We start from the raw sequence: 20,506 nt of genomic DNA on the forward strand, positions 1-20,506 counted from the left end.
GCCCGTTCGCTTCATTCGAAGATGCGCAGACTTCAGTAGACGAGCGTCGCGCCGGTCGGCTTGTCGAGGGCTGCGGCAAGCGAGCGATACTCGGAGCTGTCGGTGCCGGCGAGCGATGCGATCTTGTTGAGGTGATACTGCGCCTGCTCGCGGTTGCCCTGCTCGAGCTGCCAGAGGCCGTAATACTGCCAGGTGCGGACGTGGTTCGGATCGTCCTGCAGCGCCAGCTCGTAATAGACCTTCGATGACTGGTAGTCGCCGAGCTTGCGATAGGAGTAACCGATCAGGTTGGCGACGTCGGCAACGTCGTCGCGCTTGAGCGATTTCAGCTGGTCGATCGCGCCCGTGTAGTCGTGATTGTCGTAGATCGCGGTGTAGGCGGTGCGATAGGCCGCGAGGAATTTGGGATCGCTGACGGAGGAGCTCTTCTTCTTGCCCTTCTTGGACGAGGAATCCGATTTCGGCGGCGAGGACGGCTCGTCGCTGCCAGCGGCGTAGGCGCTGGACAGCACCGGCGCGGCCGCCAGCGTCATGGCGACGAGGCCCGGCACAACAAGCATTGAGAGTTTGCGCATCTAAGTTCTCCCGTATGGAACGTGGCGATCCTACACGATTGCCCGAAGACCGGAACACCCAGGAGGCGAAAACATTCCCGCGTCGCACGATCTATTCGCCCCGTGGGCAGATGACAAACTTGTCATCCAGATGAATGGAAGCCTGCAATGGGCTTCAGACTGGGTTCAGTGCGCGGCGCCTAGGCTCCCACCTACGATCGAAGGGTCGGCGAGAGGGCGCCGCCTCGAGATCCTTCCAAGAGGAGACCACCATGTTGAAGACCATTTCCGCAGCCTTGCTCGCCGCTTCCGTGATCGCAGCCCCGGCCTTCGCCGCCGAAACCGGCAAGAGCACCACGACCGCTCCTGTAATCAAGGCGGACCAGACCCAAACCAAGGCATCGACCACGGCCGTGAAGCCGGATGCCGGTGTCAAGGCCGATGCCAAGACCTCCGATGTCAAAACCTCCGGTGCGAAGGCTGCTGACGCCAAGGCCGATGCCAAGGTCGACAGCAAGTCGAAGGCGATGAATGCGAACGCGGCGGTCACGCCCGACGAGCACAAGACCGTGCGGAAGCATCGTCATCACCACAAGCATCTGTCGGCGAAGAAGTCGCTGAAGACGCAGCCGGACGTCACCAAGCCGGTGACGACCGAGAAGCGCAGCTAACGACTGATCCCGCGCGGCGGCATCCCTGGCATTGCCCTGCTGCCGCGTGCGGAATTCAGGCCCGGCCCGCCGTTCGGCGTCCTGCGCGATAGCGCAAGGCACCGGCAGGGGGCCGGTGCGCCTGCAGGTGAATTCCCTTCTCGCGACCATGGGGCTAGAACACCTCCCGAGTCTGGGCGAGCGGAGAGCGTGACCTGTGGGGCGGTTGGTAAAACGTGCGGCGGGCGCGACATTGGTCCTGGCATTGCCGCTGGTGCTCGCGGCGTGCTTCGGCAGCGACGGCGACCGTCCAAGCCTGATTGGCGGGACCCAGGCAGGAGGACCGCAGCCCTTTCCCGACAATTTCCGCAGCGACACGCTCGCCTTGATGCGCACCTATCTCAACAATCCGGTCGGCGTGCGCGAGGCCAGCATGGCCGACCCCGTGCTGCGCGAGATCGGCGGACGCCAGTTCTATGTCGCCTGCCTGCACTTCACGCCACGTGAGAGCGACGGCAGCTACAAGGGCCTGCGCGAACGGGCCGCTGTCTTCGTCAACGGGCGGGGCGACCGCATCATCGACCGCGCCGGCGAGCTCTGCGCTGGCGCGGTTTACACACCCTTTCCGGAACTGGAAAAGATGGCGCGTTAGCGCAAAGCCCGCCTTCATCGGCGGGTGCTAGGACAGGGCCGCCGGGAGCCGCGGGATCACATTTCGGCGAGCTTTGAACGGGCGGATTCGCCTTGCGACTAATCGTTACGGCAGGTCTTGCGCAAACGATGAAATCTGTCGGCACAAGAACGCGTGACGGAACAAAATCGCGATGTTGCCGCCCCGTTACAGTTACGAAGCGCCGCGAAGCAACCAAATTCGCGCCACGTTGTTTGCTGAGGGTCGATTTTGAAAGAACGGGGATGGACATGAAGACGATCTTGCTGGGCGCAGTCGCCTTGCTTGCGCTGGCAGCGCCGGTCGCCGCGGCCGACATGCAGCCGCGCACCTACACCCGGGCGCCGGCCCCGACGCCGCCGCAGGTGATCTACAACTGGACCGGTTTCTACATTGGCGGCCACGTCGGCGGCGCGTTTTCCGGCGACAGCAGCTTCCAGTCGAGCGACGCTCGCTTTCTAGGCGGCGTGCAGGGCGGCTTCGACTACCAGTTCGCGCCCAACTGGGTGGTGGGTGTCGAGGCCCAGTATTCCTGGCTGCCGACCAACAACAATGGTGTCACGTTTCCGCTGGGCACGCAGGTGACGTCCAACACCGACCAGCTCGGATCGGTCACCGGCCGGATCGGCTACACCTGGGGCCCGACGCTGCTCTACGCCAAGGGCGGCTACGCCTGGCGAAATGGCGGCCTTGGTGTGAACGTCGCCGGGGTCCCGCAGACCTTCACCGCGACCGGCAACAACAAGGACGGCTACACCGTCGGCGCCGGCCTCGAATACATGTTCGCGCCCAACTGGTCGGCCAAGGCCGAGTACCAGTACTACAACTTTGGCAACACGACCTTCACCTCCGGGCCGGCTGACATCGTCGGCGTTCGCGGCAGGGAAGACGAGCATACCGTCAAGGTCGGTGTGAACTACCGCTTCGGCTGGGGCGGTCCGGCAGCCACGCGCTACTGACCTGCCAAAGGCGATCCCAGATCTGACAAAGGCCGGCTTCCAGCTGGCCTTTCGTTTGCGGTCTCTGGCGAGCCGGTCCGCTGTTTGCCTCGCGTGAACCATCTGGCGCGTCATTTGCAAGCAAACATTCCGGCACGCGCTTTCTCACGCGTGTCATGGGGCTGGCGTAAAGCAAAAATAATTTTTGCCGCTTACGGAACTCGCGCTCCGGAACGCGTTATTATGGGATTTCCCGGGCTGGTGGGACGACGGTCATGCGTATCTTGATGTCGGCAGTAGCGCTCTCGTGCTTCTTCGCCTCGCCGTGCTCTGCTCAAACAATCCTCAAATCCGAGCCTCTGATGCTGGCACCCTATGAGGTCGCCTTCGTCAAGGACGCCTCCTGTCCCTCCGGCAAGGTGCTGAAGGTCACCGGCGCGATCCGCGGGCTGCACCGCCGCAAGGCCTGCGTGGTGCTGGCTGGCGAGCAGGCCTCGCTCGCGACCGCCACGCCCTGAGCCATCCGCCGGCCTCGCGGCCGGACCTCAGGAATTTAGCTCCAGCTCCATCGTGGATTGACGCTCGGCCTCGGCCTTGTTCCGGGCAGGATCCTCGCCCTGGGCCGCCAAGCAGGGCTTGATCTCGTAGTCGTTGTCGAGCACCCGGCGCGGCCCGGCGCGCTCTTCGTCTGCGCTGACATCGACGACCAGACCGCTCCGCAGCGCCAATTTCCAGACGTCCGACTCATCTGGATAGGCCTTGCTGATTTGGGCGTCGTTACAGAACAAAGCGTACGGCATTCTTTCCGCTCCGGGAAATCGCATTAACGAATTGCCCCGGGAGGGGTTCCGGCCGGCACCGCGATCACGGGGCCGTGATCGAGGCGGTCAGGCCTTGAGTCGTAAAGGAGTCCTGAATCCCCAAAAAAAGAATCCCTGGGACTCTCCGGCTGGAATCAGCGGATGTTTTGGTCATGACGAGCGACCTGAAAACCTCCTGCGGGCACATGCTCCTGCCGCTGACGCTGGCGTTGTTCGGCGCCTGCGCAGCCAATCTGTGGCTGGTGTGGTCCTGGCTCTAAATCCCTGACGGACGGGCGGTGCCCTATTTTTCGGCCGGCGGAGGAGGGCCGAATTCGCGGAGGGAGGCGCGAAGCTTTGTCAGGGTCGCCGTGCAATATTCCTCGCGTTCGCGCTCGAATCGCTCCTGATGCTTGCGGAAATTCGCGATCCTGGCCTGCATCTCGGTGCGGAAATCGCCACCGGTGCGGCGCGGCGGGATCTGGACAGGCCGGGCTTGGGGTTCGGGCGAAGATGCGGCCGGCGGCAGGTTGGTTTCGACCGCAACAGCCTGCACGGCCACGATGTCCGTGGTGACCCCGCATTCAGCAGGCGGGAGCTCCGGCGGATGGAGCTCATCCTTCCTGCCGGTAACGGATTGGACGAAGGCCAGTGTCTGCGCGATCAGTGCGTCGCGCTCCGCGATCCACTTCATTGGCGCCCCCTGTTGGGTCATTCCACCAAAGCTCGCGGTGCGAATCAAGGAGGTAATCCGGCAAGGGGATTGCATATTCTTCCCGGTCGCCCGACAGTAGGCGGATGGATGCCGGGAAAGAAGAAGAGTCGCTCGAAGTGGAGGGCTTGAGGCTCGTGCGCGCCTTCCTCTCGCTACCGCCTGACAAGCGGGCGGAGGTGATCGCGTTCGTTGAGGAGCTGGTCCGTGTTCATGCCGAGGCCGAGGACGCCGAAGGCACGCCGGCGAGGTGAGGTGAGTGCTATCGCTCGCGCGGTTTGACGTTGGGCGCGAACGGCGCACCGACCACCCGGACCGCCGCCGGCGCTGCGACATCGACAGGTTTGCTCTCCGCGACCTGCCTCGCGGGCGCCCGTCCCAAGACGGGCTCGAGCAGCGCAACCGTGCCGGCCATGATGGCGCAGCAAAGCGCCACCGTCCCCAGCAGGAACATGTTTCGATTTTCTTCACGGATCTGCATCAGGCCGAGAACGATTGGCGCGCCCGAATGGTTCCGGACCGGCACAAACCTGGGGCCAAAGGCCGTACATAAAGGCCGAAGCTTACGCGAGGGCTTACGGAAATGCTCCATACCGCTTTTCCGTAAGACTACACGGGCAGGTGGTATCAAATTTTAACCTCCGCGGGTTCCAATGCACGCTGCTGGGATTTGCCCTGAAATCATTGGACCGCTGAGATGAGGTTTTTGAACAATCTGAAGATCGTGTGGAAGGTTGCCCTGATCGTGGCGGCGATGGGCTGCGCGATGATCACCGTCGCGGGCTTCGGCACGCGCGAACTCTCAGCGATCGTCGACGGGTTCAGCGAGCTCGCTGCCGCGCAATCCTCGGCCCTCAACCTGACGCGCGCCCAGCGTCGCGCCGAGACCTATCACGCGGCGCTCTATGCGGTCTTCACCGAGGCGACGGAGGCCGGCAACGGCGCCCGCCTGAAGACCGCCAACCAGAACCGCAACGAGATCGCTCAATACCTCGACGCAGCGGAGCAGGACGATCAGTCCCGCGCGAGCCAGATCAAGAGCATCGGTGATCAGCTCAAGGCCGCGTTCGTAAGCTGCGATCCCGTGCTCCAGGCCGGCGCGCAGGCGAGCAGCGTGGAGGACAACGCCAAGGCTGCCGAACGTGCGCACAAGGAGTGCGATCCGGTGCTGGACGCAGCGCTCGCACGCATCGTCCAGTTCGTGACCGACACGGCGCAGGCGACCGGCAAGCGCAAGGAAGCGATCAACCGCGATGCCAGGTCCGCGACCTGGACCGTGATGGGCGTCAGCGCCGGCGGCCTGGTCCTGGGCATCGCGATCGCGCTGTTCATCGGCCTCAATGCGATGTCCCGGCCGATCGCCCGGCTGAAGCTCGCGATGGAGGGCCTCGCCCGCAACGATCTCGAGATCGAGGTGCCCGAGAAGGAGCGCCGCGACGAGATCGGCGACATGGCCAGGACCGTCGAAATCTTCAAGACCAACGGGCTCGAAGTCGAGCGGCTCAAGGCGGCCCAGGCCGAAGCGGAGAAGCAGGCGGCCGAGCAGCGCCGCCGCGACATGATCAACCTTGCCGACGGCTTCGAGCGGGCGGTCGGCGAGATCATCGAGACGGTTGGATCGGCATCCACCGAGCTCGAGGCCTCGTCCTCGACGCTGGCCACCACCGCGCATCGCGCGCAGGAGCTGACCTCGGTCGTCGTGGCCGCTTCGGGCGAAGCCACCGGCAACGTGCAGTCGGTTGCGACCGCGACGGAGGAGCTGTCCTCCTCGGTCAACGAGATCAGCCGCCAGGTGCAGGAATCGGCGCGGATGGCGGGCGAAGCCGTCACCCAGGCGCGCACCACGACCGAGCGGGTGAGCGAGCTCTCTGTCGCCGCCACGCGCATCGGCGACGTCGTCGAGCTGATCAACACCATTGCCGGCCAGACCAACCTTCTGGCGCTGAACGCCACGATCGAGGCGGCGCGCGCCGGCGAGGCCGGTCGCGGCTTCGCGGTCGTTGCCTCCGAGGTGAAGACTTTGGCCGAGCAGACCGCGAAGGCGACCGGCGAAATCAGCCAGCAAATTTCCAGCATCCAGACCGCGACCCAGGAATCCGTCAATGCGATCCGCGATATCTCCGCGACGATCGAGCGGCTCTCGGAGGTGTCCTCGACCATCGCCGCAGCGGTGGAAGAGCAGGGCGCGGCGACCCAGGAGATCTCGCGCAACGTGCAGCAGGCCGCCCACGGCACCCAGCAGGTCTCCGCGAACATCACCGATGTGCAGCGCGGCGCCGCCGAGACCGGCTCGGCCTCCTCGCAGGTGCTCTCGACCGCCAAGATGCTGGCCACCGACAGCAACCGGCTGAAGGACGAAGTCGGCAAATTCCTGCGCACGGTGCGCGCGGCATAAGCCCAGCGCGGCGGCTGTCGTCCGCCGCGCCGATTGCGCCTATTGCGGCAGCAGTAGTGCAAGAGCGATTACGAACAGCACGGCCGTCATGATGAGGGTCGTAGCCGCACCGGCGACCATCTTGGCCTTTTCCTCGGCGGTGGCGGGACGCATGGGTGGGCATGCTACCTCATGTTGAACTCTGACCCAACCTGTCAGTCGCCGTCTCCGCTGCGCGCGATCGCGTCCGCATTGCCACGGATGTGTGACAGACGCGGGTCGAACGTCCATTGCGCACGTGATCGTCCCGGCGATAGACTTTCGGTTGTGCCGCGATCTCGGTATTGCAATGACCCCGCCGGAGCTCACCCATGAGAGCAAGTGCCGTCCTGGCCGCGTTGTTGACCTGGTGTTGCGCTCCGGCCCTGGCCCAGCAGCAGGACGGCGCCGCGCTCTACGCCACGCATTGCGCGCAGTGCCACGAAGGCGATGCGCAGAGCCGTGTACCGGGCCGCACCGCCATGCAGTCGATGTCGTTCGATCATGTGCTGGGGACCTTGACCTCCGGCAGCATGGCGCCGATGGCGAAGGACCGTAGCGAGGCCGAACGTCGCGCGATTGCGGCCTTCGTCACCGGCAAGGCCGCAGGGAGCGGTGTTGCAGCCGACGCGGAAGGCCGTTGCACGCAGCAGCTCAGCGGCTTTCCGCAGGCTCTCGATGGTCCGCGCTGGAACGGGTGGGGCGTCGACCTCAACAACAGCCGTTTCCAGCCCGCCGACATGGCGGGGCTGACGGCGGAGCAGGTGCCTAACCTCCGGCTGAAATGGGCTTATGCGTTTCCTGGCGCCTCGGTCTCCTTTGCGCCGCCGACCATTATGGGCGGAGTGCTGTTCATCGGCGGCACCGATCGCAAGGTGCATGCGCTCGACGCGAAAAGCGGCTGCACGCTGTGGACATTCGCGACAGACGGGGCCGTGCGCGCCGCGATCAGCTTCGGGCAACTTCCAGGCTCCGATCAGTTCGTGGTCTTCTTCGGCGATTTGCGCGCCAACGCCTATGCCGTGAACGCGCTGACCGGCGCGCTGGTCTGGAAGACCAAGGTCGAGGAACATGCCGCCGCGCGCATCACCGGCGCGCCGACGTTGCATTCCGGTGTGCTCTACGTTCCGGTGTCCTCGCTCGAGGAAGCCGCCGGCTCGCAACCCGGTTACGAATGCTGCACCTTCCGCGGCAGTGTGGTGGCGCTGCAGGCCGCGACCGGCAAGCTGGTGTGGCAGGCCTATACGATCCCGGAGGTGCCGCATCCGACGAGCAGGAATGCGAGAGGCACGCAGCTGTTCGGCCCGTCCGGCGCCGCCATCTGGTCGGCGCCGACGATCGATCCGGAGCGCAACGCCGTCTATGTCGCCACCAGCAATTCCTATTCGAACCCGCCGGCCGCAACCGCAGATGCGATCCTCGCTTTGGAGCTCGGAACGGGGAAACTGCTCTGGAAGCGGCAGGCCACGCCCAAGGACGCCTATGTCGTGGCATGCTACGGCGTGGACAAGACCAATTGTCCCGACGATCACGGACCCGATCACGATTTCGGCCAGTCGCCTATTCTTGCGACCTTGCGTGACGGCAGGCGCGTGCTCGCCATCGCGCAGAAATCCGGCGTCGTGCACGCGCTCGATCCCGATGACGGCGGCAAAATCCTGTGGCAGACGCGGATCGGGAAGGGCGGAGCGCTCGGCGGCAGCGAGTGGGGCTCCGCCGCGGATGGTGAGCGCATCTATGTCGCCAACTCCGACGTGCGCTTTACCCGCGACGGAACGCGGCAACTCGATCCCACGCAAGGAGGCGGCTTGTTCGGCCTCGACCTCGCCAGCGGGAAGATCGAAATGGAAGTGCCCCCGGTCCCCTGCGGCGACCGTCGTCAATGCAGTCCCGCGCTCTCGGCGGCGGTGAGCCTGATCCCGGGGGTGGTGTTCTCCGGTAGCGTCAGCGGCTTCCTGCGCGCCTACGCCACGGACGGCAAGCTGCTTTGGGAGTTCGACACCGCGCAGGATTTCAAGGCCGTGAACGGCGTCCCCGCCCATGGTGGCGCGATCGACGGGCCCGGGCCGGTCATCGCAGGCGGCATGCTCTACACCAATGCCGGCTACGGCCAGTGGAGCGGCGTCGCCGGCAACGTGCTGCTGGCGTTCGAGGCGGGGACGGAGTGAGAGCCTCACGGAATCTTTCCCTGCGGGACCCGGCTCGAGGTTACCTCATCGACGGCGCAGAGTGAGCGGCGCTGCTCTTTCAATGCAATCGGCAGTGGGAGGCAAATTCGATGATCGAAGCCAGCTGCAGTTGCGGCGCTGTTTCACTTTCGCTTCCAGGGCCGACCAGGCTGGTCGCGGCCTGTCATTGCATCCACTACCAGCGGCGAACCGGGGCACCGTTTGGTGTCGGTGCGTTCTATCCGGCGGACGCCGTCACGATCTCCGGCGCACCGAGGGGAGTACGTTCGCGCCGGCGCGAGCGGCGGCAAGGTCCGCAGCTATTTTTGTCCTGACTGCGGTTCAACGGTCTACTGGCAAGCCGACAATCTGCTCGACATGATCGGCGTCGCCATCGGCGCCATCGCGGACCCGGATTTCCCGGCGCCGGTCAGATCGCTGTTCGAGCAATCGAAACATGCCTGGGTCGAGATAGGCTCGGGTGTCGAGCGCTTCGAACAGAGCAGCCTGCGCAAGAGTTGAGGCGGACGCGCCGGCATCGAGCGCTGGTGCCGGTTGCGGTGCTGGGTTAGGGACGCTGCCTCGCGTTGGACGGCGTCCCAGTTGTCTGTATCGGTTCACCGGGAGCACGGTCGAGCGGCGGGTGAGGCCTGGCGAGGCCGACCGTTCCGGGAGGTGCGTCGTTGCTGGCAGTGCGGGTATTGACGCGCTCTAGCGTCACCGTCGAGGCAACCACGATGGCGATGGCCAAGGCGACAGCGGATAGGGCTAAGGCTGCTCGATCATTCGGGTCCATCGCGAGACCTCCGCGAGGTCGGTCTACGGTAGAACGATAACGCCGAACTGGTGATTTGGTTCTTGCGTCAGGCCACGACGCGGCGTCGGCTAAACCCATGGTGCCGGCTGAGGGGATTGAACCCCCGACCTTCGGTTTACAAAACCGCTGCTCTACCGCTGAGCTAAGCCGGCGACGCTGGGACGTGGGCAGCCGGCCTGCGCCGGGGCTGTCCACCCGTGGGCGCCGCAATACCAGACTTGATTGGAAAGTGCCAGAACCCGCGCACGATCCTCGAGGACATCATTGAGGCGGCCCTTGGGGCCGCCTGACAGGTCGCGCTCGACTTGAGCCGTCTTACTGGCAGATGTGCCGCCGCCCGTCTTCACCCTTGAACCAGGTGCCGGGTGTGCAGACGAAGCCGTTGCGCTGGGCGTAGGTGCGGGTGTCCCAGCCACGATTGTCCCATGAACGGTCGTAGGCGTAGGAATTGTCCCACGCGCGGAACGGCGCGGTTGCGATCGCGCCCGCTGTGCCGATCGCGGCGCCGGCTACGCCAGCCGCAACGTCGGTCGGCCAGAAGCCGGTGGGGCTCCTGTTCCAGTCGTTGTCCCAGTCGCCGTTGGTCTGGCGGTAGCCGACGCGGCGGTGGCGATAGCCGCGCTCGGTATAGGGGTTGCCAGGCCCGAGGTTCTGGCAATTGGCGTTGGGGAATTGCGCGGAGCAGCGGCCGGGATTGTTGATCACCGCTTGCGCCATGGCGGAGCCAGCCAGCATGGTTGCTGCAATCGCGGTGGCTCCAAGGAGTTTGATGTTCATGGTTGTTGATCTCCCGTTTTGATTGGACGGGTGCTTAAACGCTGACGATGCCGCGCGTTCCGATCAAACCAGCCGAATTTGCACATCGACGGTCAAACGGATGTGAGCATGTCACGTGTTCCGGTGCCGCGGTCCGGCGCCGTTAATGCTTCACTAGCCCGTGGCGCAGCATTTGAGCAGCTACCGATCCTTACGCGTTAGGCTTACCGGAATTTGGTGAGCGGGCCTTAACCCTCTCGGTGTCGCGATCGGTTAGGTTGTGTTCCGGATAACCGGAACCTTCTCATGCGCGCTGTGGCGCTCGCTGCCTTCTTGATCGGACTGCCTGCGACGGCGTTGGCCGGCGGCGGCTTCGACATTGTCGTGCCCGGTCGCCCCGGCGTGCCCATCATCATCAACAACATCGATGCGTCCTATAGCGTCGTCGTCGGTGTCTGGGGCCTGGGCAAGAACGTCCAGGTGCAGCCGACGATCTATGGCGGGCGCTATATCGCCGAGCGGCAGCCTTCCGACGTCGGCCATTATTATCCGACGCTGGGCTTGCGGCCCGGCTACGGCCGGCTCGAGGTCGAGCCGCCCGCGAACCGCAGATTGCCAAAACCCGCCGAGAGCTACCACCAGAGCTGGGGCGCGTCGTCCGCGCCGCTGCCGGCGCAGATGGACGTGCCGGTCGATCCGCCGCCGGTGATCTACGCACCCGAGATCAACGATCGTCCGCGGCGCCCCCGGCCTCGGCCGCACGTCGAAATCCCCGGCAAGCCGCCGGGTTAAGAAGCATCAAGCATCCAAGACAAAATCCAACAAACGGAAATCAACAGGAGAGAGTAATGCGTCAAATGATTTCGGGAGGGGTCGCGGCGGCTGCCGTGATGTTCGTCGGGGCTGCGCCTGCCGCGGCGTGCGGCTTCACCACGTGCGCACCCGTTGCACCTGTCTATACCGGCTGCAATACCGGCTGCGGAGGCTATGGTTATGGCTACGGCTATAGCTATGGCGCCTTTGAGCGTCTCGCCGAGCCGGCCACGCAGTACTATTACGTCAACCAGGGGCCGACCTATACCGGCCCGGGCGCCTTCGCGCCGTATCCGACCTATCGTGAGGACGCGGTCGTCGCGCCCGCCAATTACGGCTACGGCTATGGCTACCGCGCCGCCCCCTATCACCGCCCGTATCGCTACGGCTACGGTCCGCGCTACGGCTATCTGCCGCGCGTGCATTATGGCTACGGCCCGCGCTACGCCCACCGTTACGCCCCGTACTACGGCGGCCATCGCGCGCTGCGCCGCTACTACTGATCGCTTGATCGGTTGAGTTACGAGACGCCCGTTCGCACAACGCGGACGGGCTTTTTGCTTTTCTGATGTGCCCGTGTCGCACGAGCGATCACACAAATCCAGCTAAGAGAAGTTCGTCGTGTTCGAGGTGGCTTGCCAAGCCGAAGCTCGCGAAGCGAGCGAAGGCTGGTGGGGGAGGCAGGACTCGAACCTGCGAAGCCATGAGGCGGCTGATTTACAGTCAGCTCCCTTTGCCACTCGGGACACTCCCCCGCTCGACGGCAGCACAATCGGGCCGGACCTTGCCGGCGGACCGAAGACGGCCATGGAACGTGAAGGCCGCGACAGCCCGGATGGGGGCGCGACCGGGCGCGTTTATGGGCGAAGCGGTGGGGCAAAGTCAACCGAGGCGAACAGCTAAAATCACCGCTGGAGGCACCCAAATTGCCATATTCCGGCGCCCGTGACACAAGCGAGCCCATGAAGGACAAAAAATTCGCCCCGAGGGGCCCCCGCGGCGGGGCTAAGCCCTTCAACAGGCCCGGAAAATCGGCTGGCCGCCCGGCCTGGCGCGACCGCGATTCGCAATCCGACGGCCCGGTCATCCTCTATGGCTGGCACACCGTCACCATGGCGCTCGCCAATCCAAAACGGCGGATCCGCAAGTTGACACTGACCGAGAACGCCGCAAGGCGGCTCGCGGAGGAAAACATCGCGACCCGCGTCGCGCCCGAGATCGTCCGACCACAGGAGATCGACCGCCTGCTGTCGCCCGACGCCGTGCATCAGGGCTTGCTCGCCGAAGCCGATCCTCTGCCTTCGCCTGACATCGAAAGCCTGAAGCAGGAAGGCATGGTGCTGGTGCTCGACCAGATCACCGATCCGCACAATGTGGGCGCCATCCTGCGCTCGGCCGCGGCCTTTGCGGTGAAGGCGATCGTCACCACCGCGCGCCACAGCCCGGAAGCCACCGGCGTGCTTGCAAAAGCCGCCTCGGGCGCGCTCGAACTCGTGCCAATGGTGGCCGTGCAAAACCTCGCCCGCGCGCTGATCGCGCTCAACGAGCGCGGCTTCCAGACCGTCGGCCTCGACAGCGAGGGCACCGAGAACCTCTCGGACGTCGCGCTGCGCGAACCGCTTGCGCTGGTGCTAGGGGCCGAAGGCAAGGGCCTCAGGCAATTGACCCGCGAGACCTGCAGCGTGGTGGCACGGCTCGACATGCCCGGCGAGATCAAGAGCCTCAACGTCTCCAACGCCGCCGTGCTCTCTCTCTATGTCGGCGCAAGCCGGCTCGGGCTGATGAAGTAAGCCACGAGTGCTACACCATCATCTCCCGTACCAGCGGCACCACCTTGCGCCCATAGAGCTCGATGCTCTTCATCAGCTTCTCGTGCGGCAGGGGCCCCGCCGAATATTTCAGCTGGAACCGTGAAATCCCGAGCGCCTTCGTGGTCTTCGCGATCTTGCGCGCTACGGTTTCCGGAGAGCCGACATAGAGCGAGCCGTGCTCGGCCTCGTTCACGAATTCGTCGCGCCCCATGGGCGGCCAGCCGCGCTCCTTGCCGATGCGATCGCGCATCGCCTTGTAGTCGGGCCATAGCTCCTCGCGCGCCTGCGCATCGGTCTCGGCGACATAGCCGGGCGAGTGCACGCCGATCGGCTGCGCCGGGCGACCGAACTCCTCGAAAGCGCGGTGATAGAGATCGACGTAGGGCGCAAAGCGCGCGGGATCGCCGCCGATGATCGCGAGCATCAAGGGCAGGTCGTAGTGCGCCGCGCGCACCACCGATTGCGGACTGCCGCCGACGCCGATCCATGTCTTCAGCCGGCCGCTCTCGACCGGCGGATAGACCAGCTGATCCCTGAGCGGCGGGCGCAGCTTGCCTTGCCAGGTCACCGGCTGCTGCGACAGCAGGGCGGCGAACAGTTCGAGCTTCTCCTCGAACAGCTCTTCGTATTTGCGCAGGTCGAAGCCGAACAGCGGAAAGGATTCGGTGAAGGAGCCGCGGCCGAGGATCACCTCGGCGCGCCCGTTGGAGAGCGCATCCAGCGTCGCAAAGCGCTGGAACACGCGGATCGGGTCGTCCGAGCTCAGCACCGTCACGGCCGAACCGAGATGGATGCGCTTCGTGCGCGATGCGATTGCGGCCAGCACGGTCTCGGGCGAGGAGATCGCGAAATCGGCGCGGTGATGCTCGCCCAGCCCGATGAAGCCGAGGCCGAGCTCGTCGGCCAGCACGGCCTCGTCGACGACGTTGCGGATCACCTGCGCGTGGGGAAGCATCGCGCCGGAGGCGTCCTTGGTGACGTCTCCAAAGGTATCCAGTCCGAATTCAAGCGGTGCGGTCATCGATGGGGTCTCTGCGGGGCGCGACAGGCGCGTCGTGTGGGAGGAAAGCGTTGCGGTGGAGCTAGGAGATGGAAGCCGTTTCGACAATGCTGATCCGGGAAAGGCATCGTTTCCGGTTCTTCATCGACCGGCGACCTCAACTGGATCCGGCGAACATCTCGACCAGGGTTTCGCGCAGCCAGCGCTGCGCCGGCACCGTGTCGTTGCGCTGGTGCCAGAACAGGCTGACGATGCGCGGCGGCGCCTTGAGTGGAAGCGGCATGGCGTGCAGCAGCGGCGCGTGCCGTGATTGCGAGCGCAGGTCGCTCGGCAGCACGGCGATCAGGTCGGACTGGCGCACGACCTCGTAGGCGGCGCTGTAGTGATTCACGGTCGCGACGAGGTTGCGCGACAGCCCGCGCGAGGCGAGGAAGAGGTCGTAGGACGGCATGGTCTTGCCGGCGAGGCTCACGTCGACATGTCCAGCGTTGAGGAAGGTGCGCGTGCTCAGCCGTTTCTGGGTGGCGAGCGGATGGCCGCGCCGCATGAAGCAGGCATAGTCGACCGTCCACAGCGAGCGCGAGCGGATGGAGGCCGGCTGCTGCGCCTCATTGACATAGACGCTGAGCACGCAGTCGACCCTGTTGTCCTCGAGCTGGTCGGCAATCTCGACGACGGTATTGGGCACGGTGTGGACGCGCGACTTCGGCGCAACCTTGCCGAGATGGCCGAGCAGGTCCGGCATCACCAGCGAGGAGACGTAGTCCGACATCGACAGGCTGAATTCGGTCTGTGCACGTGCAGGATCGAACACCTGCTCGTCGAGCGCACCGCGCACGCTTTCCAGCGCCTCGCCGATCGGCTCCCACAGCGCAGCCGCTCGCTGGGTCGGGCGGATGCCGGTGCCGGCCCGCACGAACAGGGGATCGCCGAGCGCGTCGCGCAGCCGCGCCAGCGCGTTGCTGACCGCGGGCTGTGTCATCCGCAACGCAGTCGCGGCACGCGTGACGCTGCCCTCCGTCATCAGCGCCTCGAACACTTTCAGGAGGTTGAGGTCGAGCGCGCGGAACGACACGAACATTCACCATGGTGATACATCAGATCATGATTATAAATTATGACGATAATGTCACTTTGTCTATGGTTCCCTCCCGAGCGGCGCGCCGGGCCCGTGACATCAGAGGGGACTTTTCATGTCGATGATATCGGCGCGCATCGAGCGCCTTCCGTTCGCACGCTTTCACACGCACCTGTTGCTGATGGGCGGGCTCGGCTACATGTTCGACGCGATGGACGCGGCCGTGCTGGCCTTCATCCTGCCGGTGCTGCGCACGGCGTGGAATCTGACGAGCGTGCAGATCGGCGTGCTCGGCAGCAGCACCTATATCGGCTTCCTGTTCGGCGCGTTGCTGGCGGGCACGCTGGGCGACCTGATCGGCCGCCGTGCGGTGATGATGTCGGCGCTGGCGCTGTATTGCGCGGCGTCGATCGTGAGCGCGATGGTCGACACATGGCCGTCCTTCTTCGCCGCGCGCGTCGTGGCCGGCATGGGCACCGGCGCGGAGAGCGCGATCATCGCGCCTTACCTCGCCGAATTCGTCGCGCGGCGCTATCGCGGCAGCTTCACTGGGGCGCTCGCGGGCTTCTTCTCCTTCGGCTTCGTCGCTGCGGCCCTGCTCGGCTACTTCATCGTTCCCACTTCCGACAATGGCTGGCGCATCGTGCTGGTCATCACGGCAGTGCCCGTCGTCATGCTGCTGTGGTGGCGCAGGGCGCTGCCGGAATCGCCGCGCTGGCTCGAAAGCCGGGGCAGGGGCAAGGAAGCCGAAGCCTTGCTGGACAGGATCGAGGCGGGCTTTGCGCGCGCGGGCCATGTCCTGCCGCAGCCGGTGGTCGAAGCAGCCGTGCCAGCGTGCGCTGGCGGAACGCTGCTCGCCAATTTCACGGCGCTGCTGGCGAGCCGGCAGGCGCGCATCACCGTCATGACCTGGATCATGTGGCTGGCGATCACCTTCAGCTATTATTCCTTCTTCGTCTGGATCCCCGGCCTGCTGGTCCAGAACGGCATGAGCATCACCAAGAGCTTCGCCTATTCGATCGCGATCTATTGCGCGCAGATTCCCGGCTATTTCAGCGCCGCGTATTTCAACGAGCGCATCGGCCGGCAGGCGACGATCGCGACCTACATGGTGCTCGGCGGCCTCAGCGCGCTCGGGCTCGCCTTCGCGCGGAGCGACCAGCAGATCATGGCGGCGGGAATCTTCCTGTCCCTGTTCATGAATGGCACCTATGCGGGCGTCTATGCCTATACCGCCGAAGTGTTCCCGACGCCGGTCAGGACCACGGGCGCGGGGCTCGCTTCCGCAATCGGCCGCATCGGCGCGATCGTGTCGCCGATCCTGGTCGGCTATCTCTATCCGAATTTTGGCTTTGCCGGCGTGTTCGGTGTCACCACCACGGTGCTGCTGCTTGGCGCCGTCACCGTCGTGCTGATGGGCGTGCCGACCCGCGGCCGATCGCTAGAGGAGATTGCGGCGGGTGAGGTGGCATGACGCGGCCGAAAGTTACGGCTGATCCGTTGCTGTGCGCGGTCGCGGCCGCGCAGGGGAGGGTGGATCAGCCGGATGCGCTGTTCGTGGCGCTGGACCAGGCCGTGAAGTCGGCGATCGGGCACAAGCTGTTCACGATCCTCACCTATGACGAGGCGACCAGCGAACTGGCTCGCATTTACTCCAATCTGCCCGGTCCGTACCCGACCGGCGGACGCAAACGGCTCGCGCCCGGACCGTGGACCGAGGCCGTGCTCGATCGCGGCGAGGCCTATATCGGCCGAACCCGGGACGATTTGCGCACGGTCTTCTCCGACCACGAGCTGATCGCTTCGCTCGGCTGCGAGAGCGTGCTCAACATGCCCGTGCGCTGGCGCGGGCGCACGCTCGGCTCGCTCAATCTGCTTCACGAGGCGGGGTGGTATGGCGAAGATGATGTCGCCGCGTGCCTTCCCTTTGCCCAGCTCACCTTGCCGGCGCTGCTCGCGCCGGCCGATCTCTGATAGGACTGTCGCGATGCCCAGCATCCTCTTCAAGAACGCCGCTCTGCTCGACCCGCTCCAGCCGGAACTGCTGGAGGGACAGCACGTACTGGTCGAAGACAATCTGATCAAGGAGGTCTCCGACCGGCCGATCCAGGCCGCTGCTGATCGCACCATCGATCTCAAGGGCAAGACGCTGATGCCCGGCCTGATCGATCTTCACGTGCACGCCATCGCCGTCGAGCTCAATTTGGCGCAACAGGTGCACATGCCGAACGTGCTGGTGACGCTGCGCTCGACATTGCTCTTGCGCGGCATGCTGCGGCGGGGCTTCACCACCGTCCGCGATGCCGGCGGTGCCGGCCACGCGCTGAAGCAGGCAATCGAGACCGGTCTCACCGACGGACCGCGGCTGTTCGTCTCCGGCCGCGCGCTTAGCCAGACCGGTGGGCATGGCGACATGCGCGCACGTTCCGATTACCTCGCGAGCGATGCGCCATGTCCGTGCTGCGTGCGTGTCGGCGCGCTGGCGCGCGTTGCCGACGGCGTCGACGGCGTGCGCAAGGCCGCGCGCGAAGAGCTCCAGATGGGCGCCGACCAGATCAAGATCATGGCCTCTGGCGGCGTTGCCTCTCCGACCGATCCGGTCGGCGCCTTCGGCTACTCCGAGGACGAGATCCGCGCCATCGTCGAGGAGGCGCGCGGGCGCCAGACTTATGTGCTTGCGCATGCCTATACTGCTGCCGCAATCGAGCGCGCGGTCCGCTGCGGCGTGCGCACGATCGAGCACGGCAACCTGGTCGATGCGCCGACCGCGCGTTTCATGGCCGAGAACGGCGCCTATGTGGTGCCGACGCTCGTCACCTACGAGGCGCTGGCCAACGAGGGCGCCCAATATGGCCTGCCGCCGGAGAGCGTCGCCAAGATCGCCGATGTTCGCGACGCCGGCCTGCGCTCGCTCGCGATCTATCGCGATGCCGGCGTGAAGATGGGCTTCGGCAGTGATCTGCTCGGGCCGTCGCAGCGCCTGCAGAGCGACGAATTCCGTATCCGTGCCGAGATTCTCGGCCCGCGCGCCGTCATCGCCAGCGCGACATTGATCGGCGCCGAGGTGCTCGGCATGGAGGGCAAGCTCGGTCGGATCGCGCCCGAAGCTATTGCGGACCTGCTCGTGGTCGACGGCAACCCGCTGCGCGAAGTCGCCTGCCTGCTCGGCCAGGGCGAGTACATTCCAATGGTGATGAAGGCAGGCAAGGTCCAGTTCGACCGGCTGGGCGCGTAACTACCGCCACATCCCGCGCATCTTCGCGCCGATGTCGATCTTCGGCCCTTGCGCCGCGGTGCGCGCCGCGCCCGGGGCGGCCTTGGGCCAGGCGGTGCGCTCGAACAGATAGACCAGGGATTCCGGGATGAAGCGGGTACGCGAGGCATAGACATGGCGGTCGCCCTTGGCGGCCTGGCCGTGGACGAAGAAGCGTTGCGGCACGACGAGGTGCAGATCGTCCTTGGCGCGGGTCATCGCGACATAGAGCAGGCGGCGCTCCTCCTCGATCTCGGCGCTGGTGCCGGCGCCGAGATCGGACGGCATGCAGCCGTCGACGACGTTGAGCACGAACACCGATTTCCACTCCTGGCCCTTGGCGGAATGGATGGTGGAGAGGATCAGATAATCCTCGTCGCGCAAGGGTGGACCTGATTTGTCGCTGGTCGCATCCGGCGGATCGAGCGTTAGCTCGGTCAGGAATTTCTCGCGCGAGGAGTAGCCGCTGGCGATCTGCTCGAGCTGCATCAGATCGGCGCGGCGCGTCTCGGAATGCTCGTGGATGCGATCGAGATGCGGCTCGTACCAGAGCCGCACGCGTTCGAGGTCGACCGGCCATTCCGAATAGCGCAGATTTGCGACCGTGCGGACGAAGTCGGTCCAGTCCGCGCCCGCGCGCGGCGGCACCGGAAGCTGGCCGAGTGCGTGCAGCGGCTCGGTGCTCTCCGCCATCTGGTCGAGCACGCGCTGCGCCGTCGCAGGGCCGATGCCCGGCAGCAGATGCAGGATGCGGAAACCGGCGACGCGGTCGCGCGGATTTTCGGCAAAGCGCAGTAAGGCCAGCACGTCCTTGACATGCGCGGCATCGAGGAATTTCAGCCCGCCGAACTTCACGAACGGGATGTTGCGGCGGGTCAGCTCGATCTCGAGTGGACCGGAATGCGAGGAGGTCCGGAACAGCACCGCCTGGTGCTTGAGCAGGGCGCCTTGCTCGCGATTGGCCAGCACCGCCTCGACGATGTAGCGGGCCTGGTCGGCCTCGTCATGCACCGTGACGAGCTGCGGCTTCTGTCCGGAGGTCCGGTCGGTCCAGAGGTTTTTGGTGAAGCGCTCGCGGGCGAGGCCGATGACTCCGTTGGCGGCCGCCAGCACCGTTTGCGTCGAGCGGTAATTGCGGTCGAGCGTGATCATGTCCGCGCGCGGCGAAAAGCTCTGCGGAAAATCCAGGATGTTGCGCACGGTGGCGGCGCGGAACGAGTAGATCGACTGCGCGTCGTCGCCGACCACGGTGAGGCCGCGGCCGTCGGGCTTCAGCGCCAGCAGGATCGAGGATTGCAGGCGGTTGGTGTCCTGATATTCATCGACCAGCACGTGATCGAAGCGGCCACCGATTTCCTCGGCGACCAGCGCATCGCTCATCATCTGCGACCAGTACAGCAGCAAATCGTCGTAATCGAGCACGTGCTGGGACTGCTTGGCCTCGACGTAAGCTGCGAACAGGCCTTTCAACTCGGCGGCCCAGCCGGCGCACCAGGGATAGTGCTGCCCCAGCACCCTCTCGATCTCCGTCTCGGCGTTGACGCAGCGCGAATAGATCGACAGGCATGTGCCCTTGGCCGGAAAGCGGCTCTCGGTTCTCGACAGGCCGCGCTCGTGCCGGACCAGGTTCATCAGGTCGGCGGAATCCTCGCGATCGTGGATGGTGAAGGCGGGATCGACGCCGATCCGCTCGGCATACTCGCGCAGGAGGCGCGCGCCGATGCCGTGGAAGGTGCCGGCCCAGGTGAGGGCGTCGCGCATGATCGCGGCGTTGTTCTCCCCGAGCACCTTGCGGGCGATACGCTCGACGCGCCCGGCCATCTCGGCTGCGGCGCGGCGCGAAAACGTCATGAGCAGAATTCGGCGAGGGTCGGCGCCGGCGACGATCAGGTGTGCGACGCGGTGGGCCAGCGTGTTGGTCTTGCCGGAGCCGGCGCCGGCAATGACGAGCAGGGGGCTTCCCACGGTCGCGCCATCGGCCACGCCATGCTCGACGGCGCGGCGCTGCTCCGCATTGAGCGTGTCCAGATATGTTGCCACGAATCGCCCCGGTGAAAGGAGCAGAGTCGGCGA

General features: G+C 65.4%; 21 protein-coding genes, 2 tRNA genes and 1 pseudogene. 14 read left to right on the forward strand and 10 right to left on the reverse strand.

Features of this window, described 5'->3' with window-relative positions:
- Positions 1-32 precede the first annotated feature (32 nt).
- Positions 33-575 (reverse strand): tetratricopeptide repeat protein, encoded by a 543-nt coding sequence (locus ACRQ5Q_RS17290; RefSeq protein ID WP_439368888.1) that lies wholly within the window; start codon positions 573-575, stop codon positions 33-35.
- 251 nt (positions 576-826) lie between these two features.
- On the opposite strand from ACRQ5Q_RS17290, the gene ACRQ5Q_RS17295 reads away from it, so the two are divergent.
- From ACRQ5Q_RS17295 to ACRQ5Q_RS17310, 4 genes are all read left to right on the forward strand, one after another.
- Positions 827-1,225, forward strand: a complete 399-nt coding sequence (locus tag ACRQ5Q_RS17295) for a His-rich protein BRANT (protein WP_439399149.1) — start codon at positions 827-829, stop codon at positions 1,223-1,225.
- Between the two features lie 196 nt (positions 1,226-1,421).
- Positions 1,422-1,856 carry a hypothetical protein gene (locus tag ACRQ5Q_RS17300; RefSeq protein WP_439368884.1) on the forward strand — a complete coding sequence of 145 codons (435 nt, stop codon included), beginning with the start codon at positions 1,422-1,424 and terminating at the stop codon, positions 1,854-1,856.
- A 269-nt stretch (positions 1,857-2,125) separates the two neighbouring features.
- Positions 2,126-2,833 carry an outer membrane protein gene (locus ACRQ5Q_RS17305; protein WP_439368881.1) on the forward strand — a complete coding sequence of 236 codons (708 nt, stop codon included), beginning with the start codon at positions 2,126-2,128 and terminating at the stop codon, positions 2,831-2,833.
- Positions 2,834-3,087: 254 nt separating this feature from the next.
- Positions 3,088-3,330 (forward strand): hypothetical protein, encoded by a 243-nt coding sequence (locus ACRQ5Q_RS17310; RefSeq protein WP_439368879.1) that lies wholly within the window; start codon positions 3,088-3,090, stop codon positions 3,328-3,330.
- Between the two features lie 27 nt (positions 3,331-3,357).
- Here the strand turns inward: ACRQ5Q_RS17310 and ACRQ5Q_RS17315 are convergent, their stop codons facing one another.
- The gene (locus ACRQ5Q_RS17315) at positions 3,358-3,612 is read right to left on the reverse strand and encodes a hypothetical protein (protein WP_439368877.1); all 255 of its coding nucleotides are present in this window, start codon (positions 3,610-3,612) and stop codon (positions 3,358-3,360) included.
- Positions 3,613-3,916: 304 nt separating this feature from the next.
- Entirely contained in the window at positions 3,917-4,306 is a 390-nt protein-coding gene (locus ACRQ5Q_RS17320) for a hypothetical protein (RefSeq protein ID WP_439399151.1), read from the reverse strand.
- 104 nt (positions 4,307-4,410) lie between these two features.
- Here ACRQ5Q_RS17320 and ACRQ5Q_RS17325 point away from each other — a divergent pair, with 104 nt between their 5' ends.
- Positions 4,411-4,578, forward strand: coding sequence for a hypothetical protein (locus ACRQ5Q_RS17325; protein WP_439368875.1), 168 nt, complete (start codon positions 4,411-4,413; stop codon positions 4,576-4,578).
- 8 nt (positions 4,579-4,586) lie between these two features.
- Here ACRQ5Q_RS17325 and ACRQ5Q_RS17330 read toward each other — a convergent pair whose 3' ends face one another.
- Entirely contained in the window at positions 4,587-4,916 is a 330-nt protein-coding gene (locus tag ACRQ5Q_RS17330) for a hypothetical protein (RefSeq protein ID WP_439368873.1), read from the reverse strand.
- A 105-nt stretch (positions 4,917-5,021) separates the two neighbouring features.
- Between ACRQ5Q_RS17330 and ACRQ5Q_RS17335 the strand changes: the two genes are divergently transcribed.
- The 3 genes and pseudogenes from ACRQ5Q_RS17335 to ACRQ5Q_RS17345 all read left to right on the forward strand — a co-directional run bounded on the left by ACRQ5Q_RS17335 (position 5,022) and on the right by ACRQ5Q_RS17345 (position 9,427).
- Positions 5,022-6,719, forward strand: coding sequence for a methyl-accepting chemotaxis protein (locus ACRQ5Q_RS17335; RefSeq protein ID WP_439399152.1), 1,698 nt, complete (start codon positions 5,022-5,024; stop codon positions 6,717-6,719).
- A 350-nt stretch (positions 6,720-7,069) separates the two neighbouring features.
- Entirely contained in the window at positions 7,070-8,905 is a 1,836-nt protein-coding gene (locus tag ACRQ5Q_RS17340) for an outer membrane protein assembly factor BamB family protein (RefSeq protein WP_439399154.1), read from the forward strand.
- A 110-nt stretch (positions 8,906-9,015) separates the two neighbouring features.
- Positions 9,016-9,427: pseudogene (locus ACRQ5Q_RS17345) on the forward strand (GFA family protein).
- A gap of 372 nt (positions 9,428-9,799) precedes the next feature.
- On the opposite strand, the gene ACRQ5Q_RS17350 reads toward ACRQ5Q_RS17345, so the two are convergent.
- Together ACRQ5Q_RS17350 and ACRQ5Q_RS17355 are read right to left on the reverse strand one after the other, a co-directional pair.
- Positions 9,800-9,874, reverse strand: a tRNA-Thr gene (locus ACRQ5Q_RS17350).
- A gap of 163 nt (positions 9,875-10,037) precedes the next feature.
- Complete coding sequence (locus ACRQ5Q_RS17355; RefSeq protein WP_439368864.1) at positions 10,038-10,499, reverse strand: hypothetical protein; 462 nt, start codon at positions 10,497-10,499, stop codon at positions 10,038-10,040.
- 285 nt (positions 10,500-10,784) lie between these two features.
- Between ACRQ5Q_RS17355 and ACRQ5Q_RS17360 the strand changes: the two genes are divergently transcribed.
- A complete protein-coding gene (locus ACRQ5Q_RS17360) occupies positions 10,785-11,270 on the forward strand; it encodes a hypothetical protein (protein WP_439368862.1) in 486 nt (161 codons plus the stop codon).
- A gap of 56 nt (positions 11,271-11,326) precedes the next feature.
- Complete coding sequence (locus ACRQ5Q_RS17365; protein WP_439399156.1) at positions 11,327-11,794, forward strand: hypothetical protein; 468 nt, start codon at positions 11,327-11,329, stop codon at positions 11,792-11,794.
- Positions 11,795-11,960: 166 nt separating this feature from the next.
- On the opposite strand, the gene ACRQ5Q_RS17370 is transcribed toward ACRQ5Q_RS17365, so the two are convergent.
- Positions 11,961-12,046, reverse strand: a tRNA-Tyr gene (locus ACRQ5Q_RS17370).
- A gap of 207 nt (positions 12,047-12,253) precedes the next feature.
- Here ACRQ5Q_RS17370 and rlmB point away from each other — a divergent pair.
- Positions 12,254-13,081, forward strand: coding sequence for a 23S rRNA (guanosine(2251)-2'-O)-methyltransferase RlmB (gene rlmB, locus ACRQ5Q_RS17375; protein WP_439399158.1), 828 nt, complete (start codon positions 12,254-12,256; stop codon positions 13,079-13,081).
- 10 nt (positions 13,082-13,091) lie between these two features.
- On the opposite strand, the gene ACRQ5Q_RS17380 is transcribed toward rlmB, so the two are convergent.
- Together ACRQ5Q_RS17380 and ACRQ5Q_RS17385 are read right to left on the reverse strand one after the other, a co-directional pair.
- Complete coding sequence (locus tag ACRQ5Q_RS17380) at positions 13,092-14,123, reverse strand: LLM class flavin-dependent oxidoreductase (RefSeq protein WP_439399160.1); 1,032 nt, start codon at positions 14,121-14,123, stop codon at positions 13,092-13,094.
- A 136-nt stretch (positions 14,124-14,259) separates the two neighbouring features.
- Positions 14,260-15,183 carry a LysR family transcriptional regulator gene (locus ACRQ5Q_RS17385; protein WP_439368854.1) on the reverse strand — a complete coding sequence of 308 codons (924 nt, stop codon included), beginning with the start codon at positions 15,181-15,183 and terminating at the stop codon, positions 14,260-14,262.
- A gap of 112 nt (positions 15,184-15,295) precedes the next feature.
- On the opposite strand from ACRQ5Q_RS17385, the gene ACRQ5Q_RS17390 reads away from it, so the two are divergent.
- From ACRQ5Q_RS17390 to ACRQ5Q_RS17400, 3 genes are read left to right on the forward strand one after another with little or no spacing between them, the layout of a single operon-like run.
- The gene (locus tag ACRQ5Q_RS17390; RefSeq protein WP_439399162.1) at positions 15,296-16,654 is read left to right on the forward strand and encodes an MFS transporter; all 1,359 of its coding nucleotides are present in this window, start codon (positions 15,296-15,298) and stop codon (positions 16,652-16,654) included.
- A complete protein-coding gene (locus tag ACRQ5Q_RS17395; RefSeq protein WP_439399164.1) occupies positions 16,651-17,154 on the forward strand; it encodes a GAF domain-containing protein in 504 nt (167 codons plus the stop codon). The genes ACRQ5Q_RS17390 and ACRQ5Q_RS17395 overlap by 4 nt, the downstream gene beginning before the upstream one ends.
- Positions 17,155-17,167: 13 nt before the next feature.
- Entirely contained in the window at positions 17,168-18,415 is a 1,248-nt protein-coding gene (locus ACRQ5Q_RS17400; RefSeq protein ID WP_439368849.1) for an amidohydrolase family protein, read from the forward strand.
- Here the strand turns inward: ACRQ5Q_RS17400 and ACRQ5Q_RS17405 are convergent, their stop codons facing one another.
- Positions 18,416-20,473, reverse strand: coding sequence for an ATP-dependent helicase (locus ACRQ5Q_RS17405; protein WP_439399166.1), 2,058 nt, complete (start codon positions 20,471-20,473; stop codon positions 18,416-18,418).
- Positions 20,474-20,506 lie beyond the last annotated feature (33 nt).

The sequence above is a fragment of the Bradyrhizobium sp. PMVTL-01 genome (genome assembly GCF_051861855.1).
Lineage (GTDB): Bacteria > Pseudomonadota > Alphaproteobacteria > Rhizobiales > Xanthobacteraceae > Bradyrhizobium.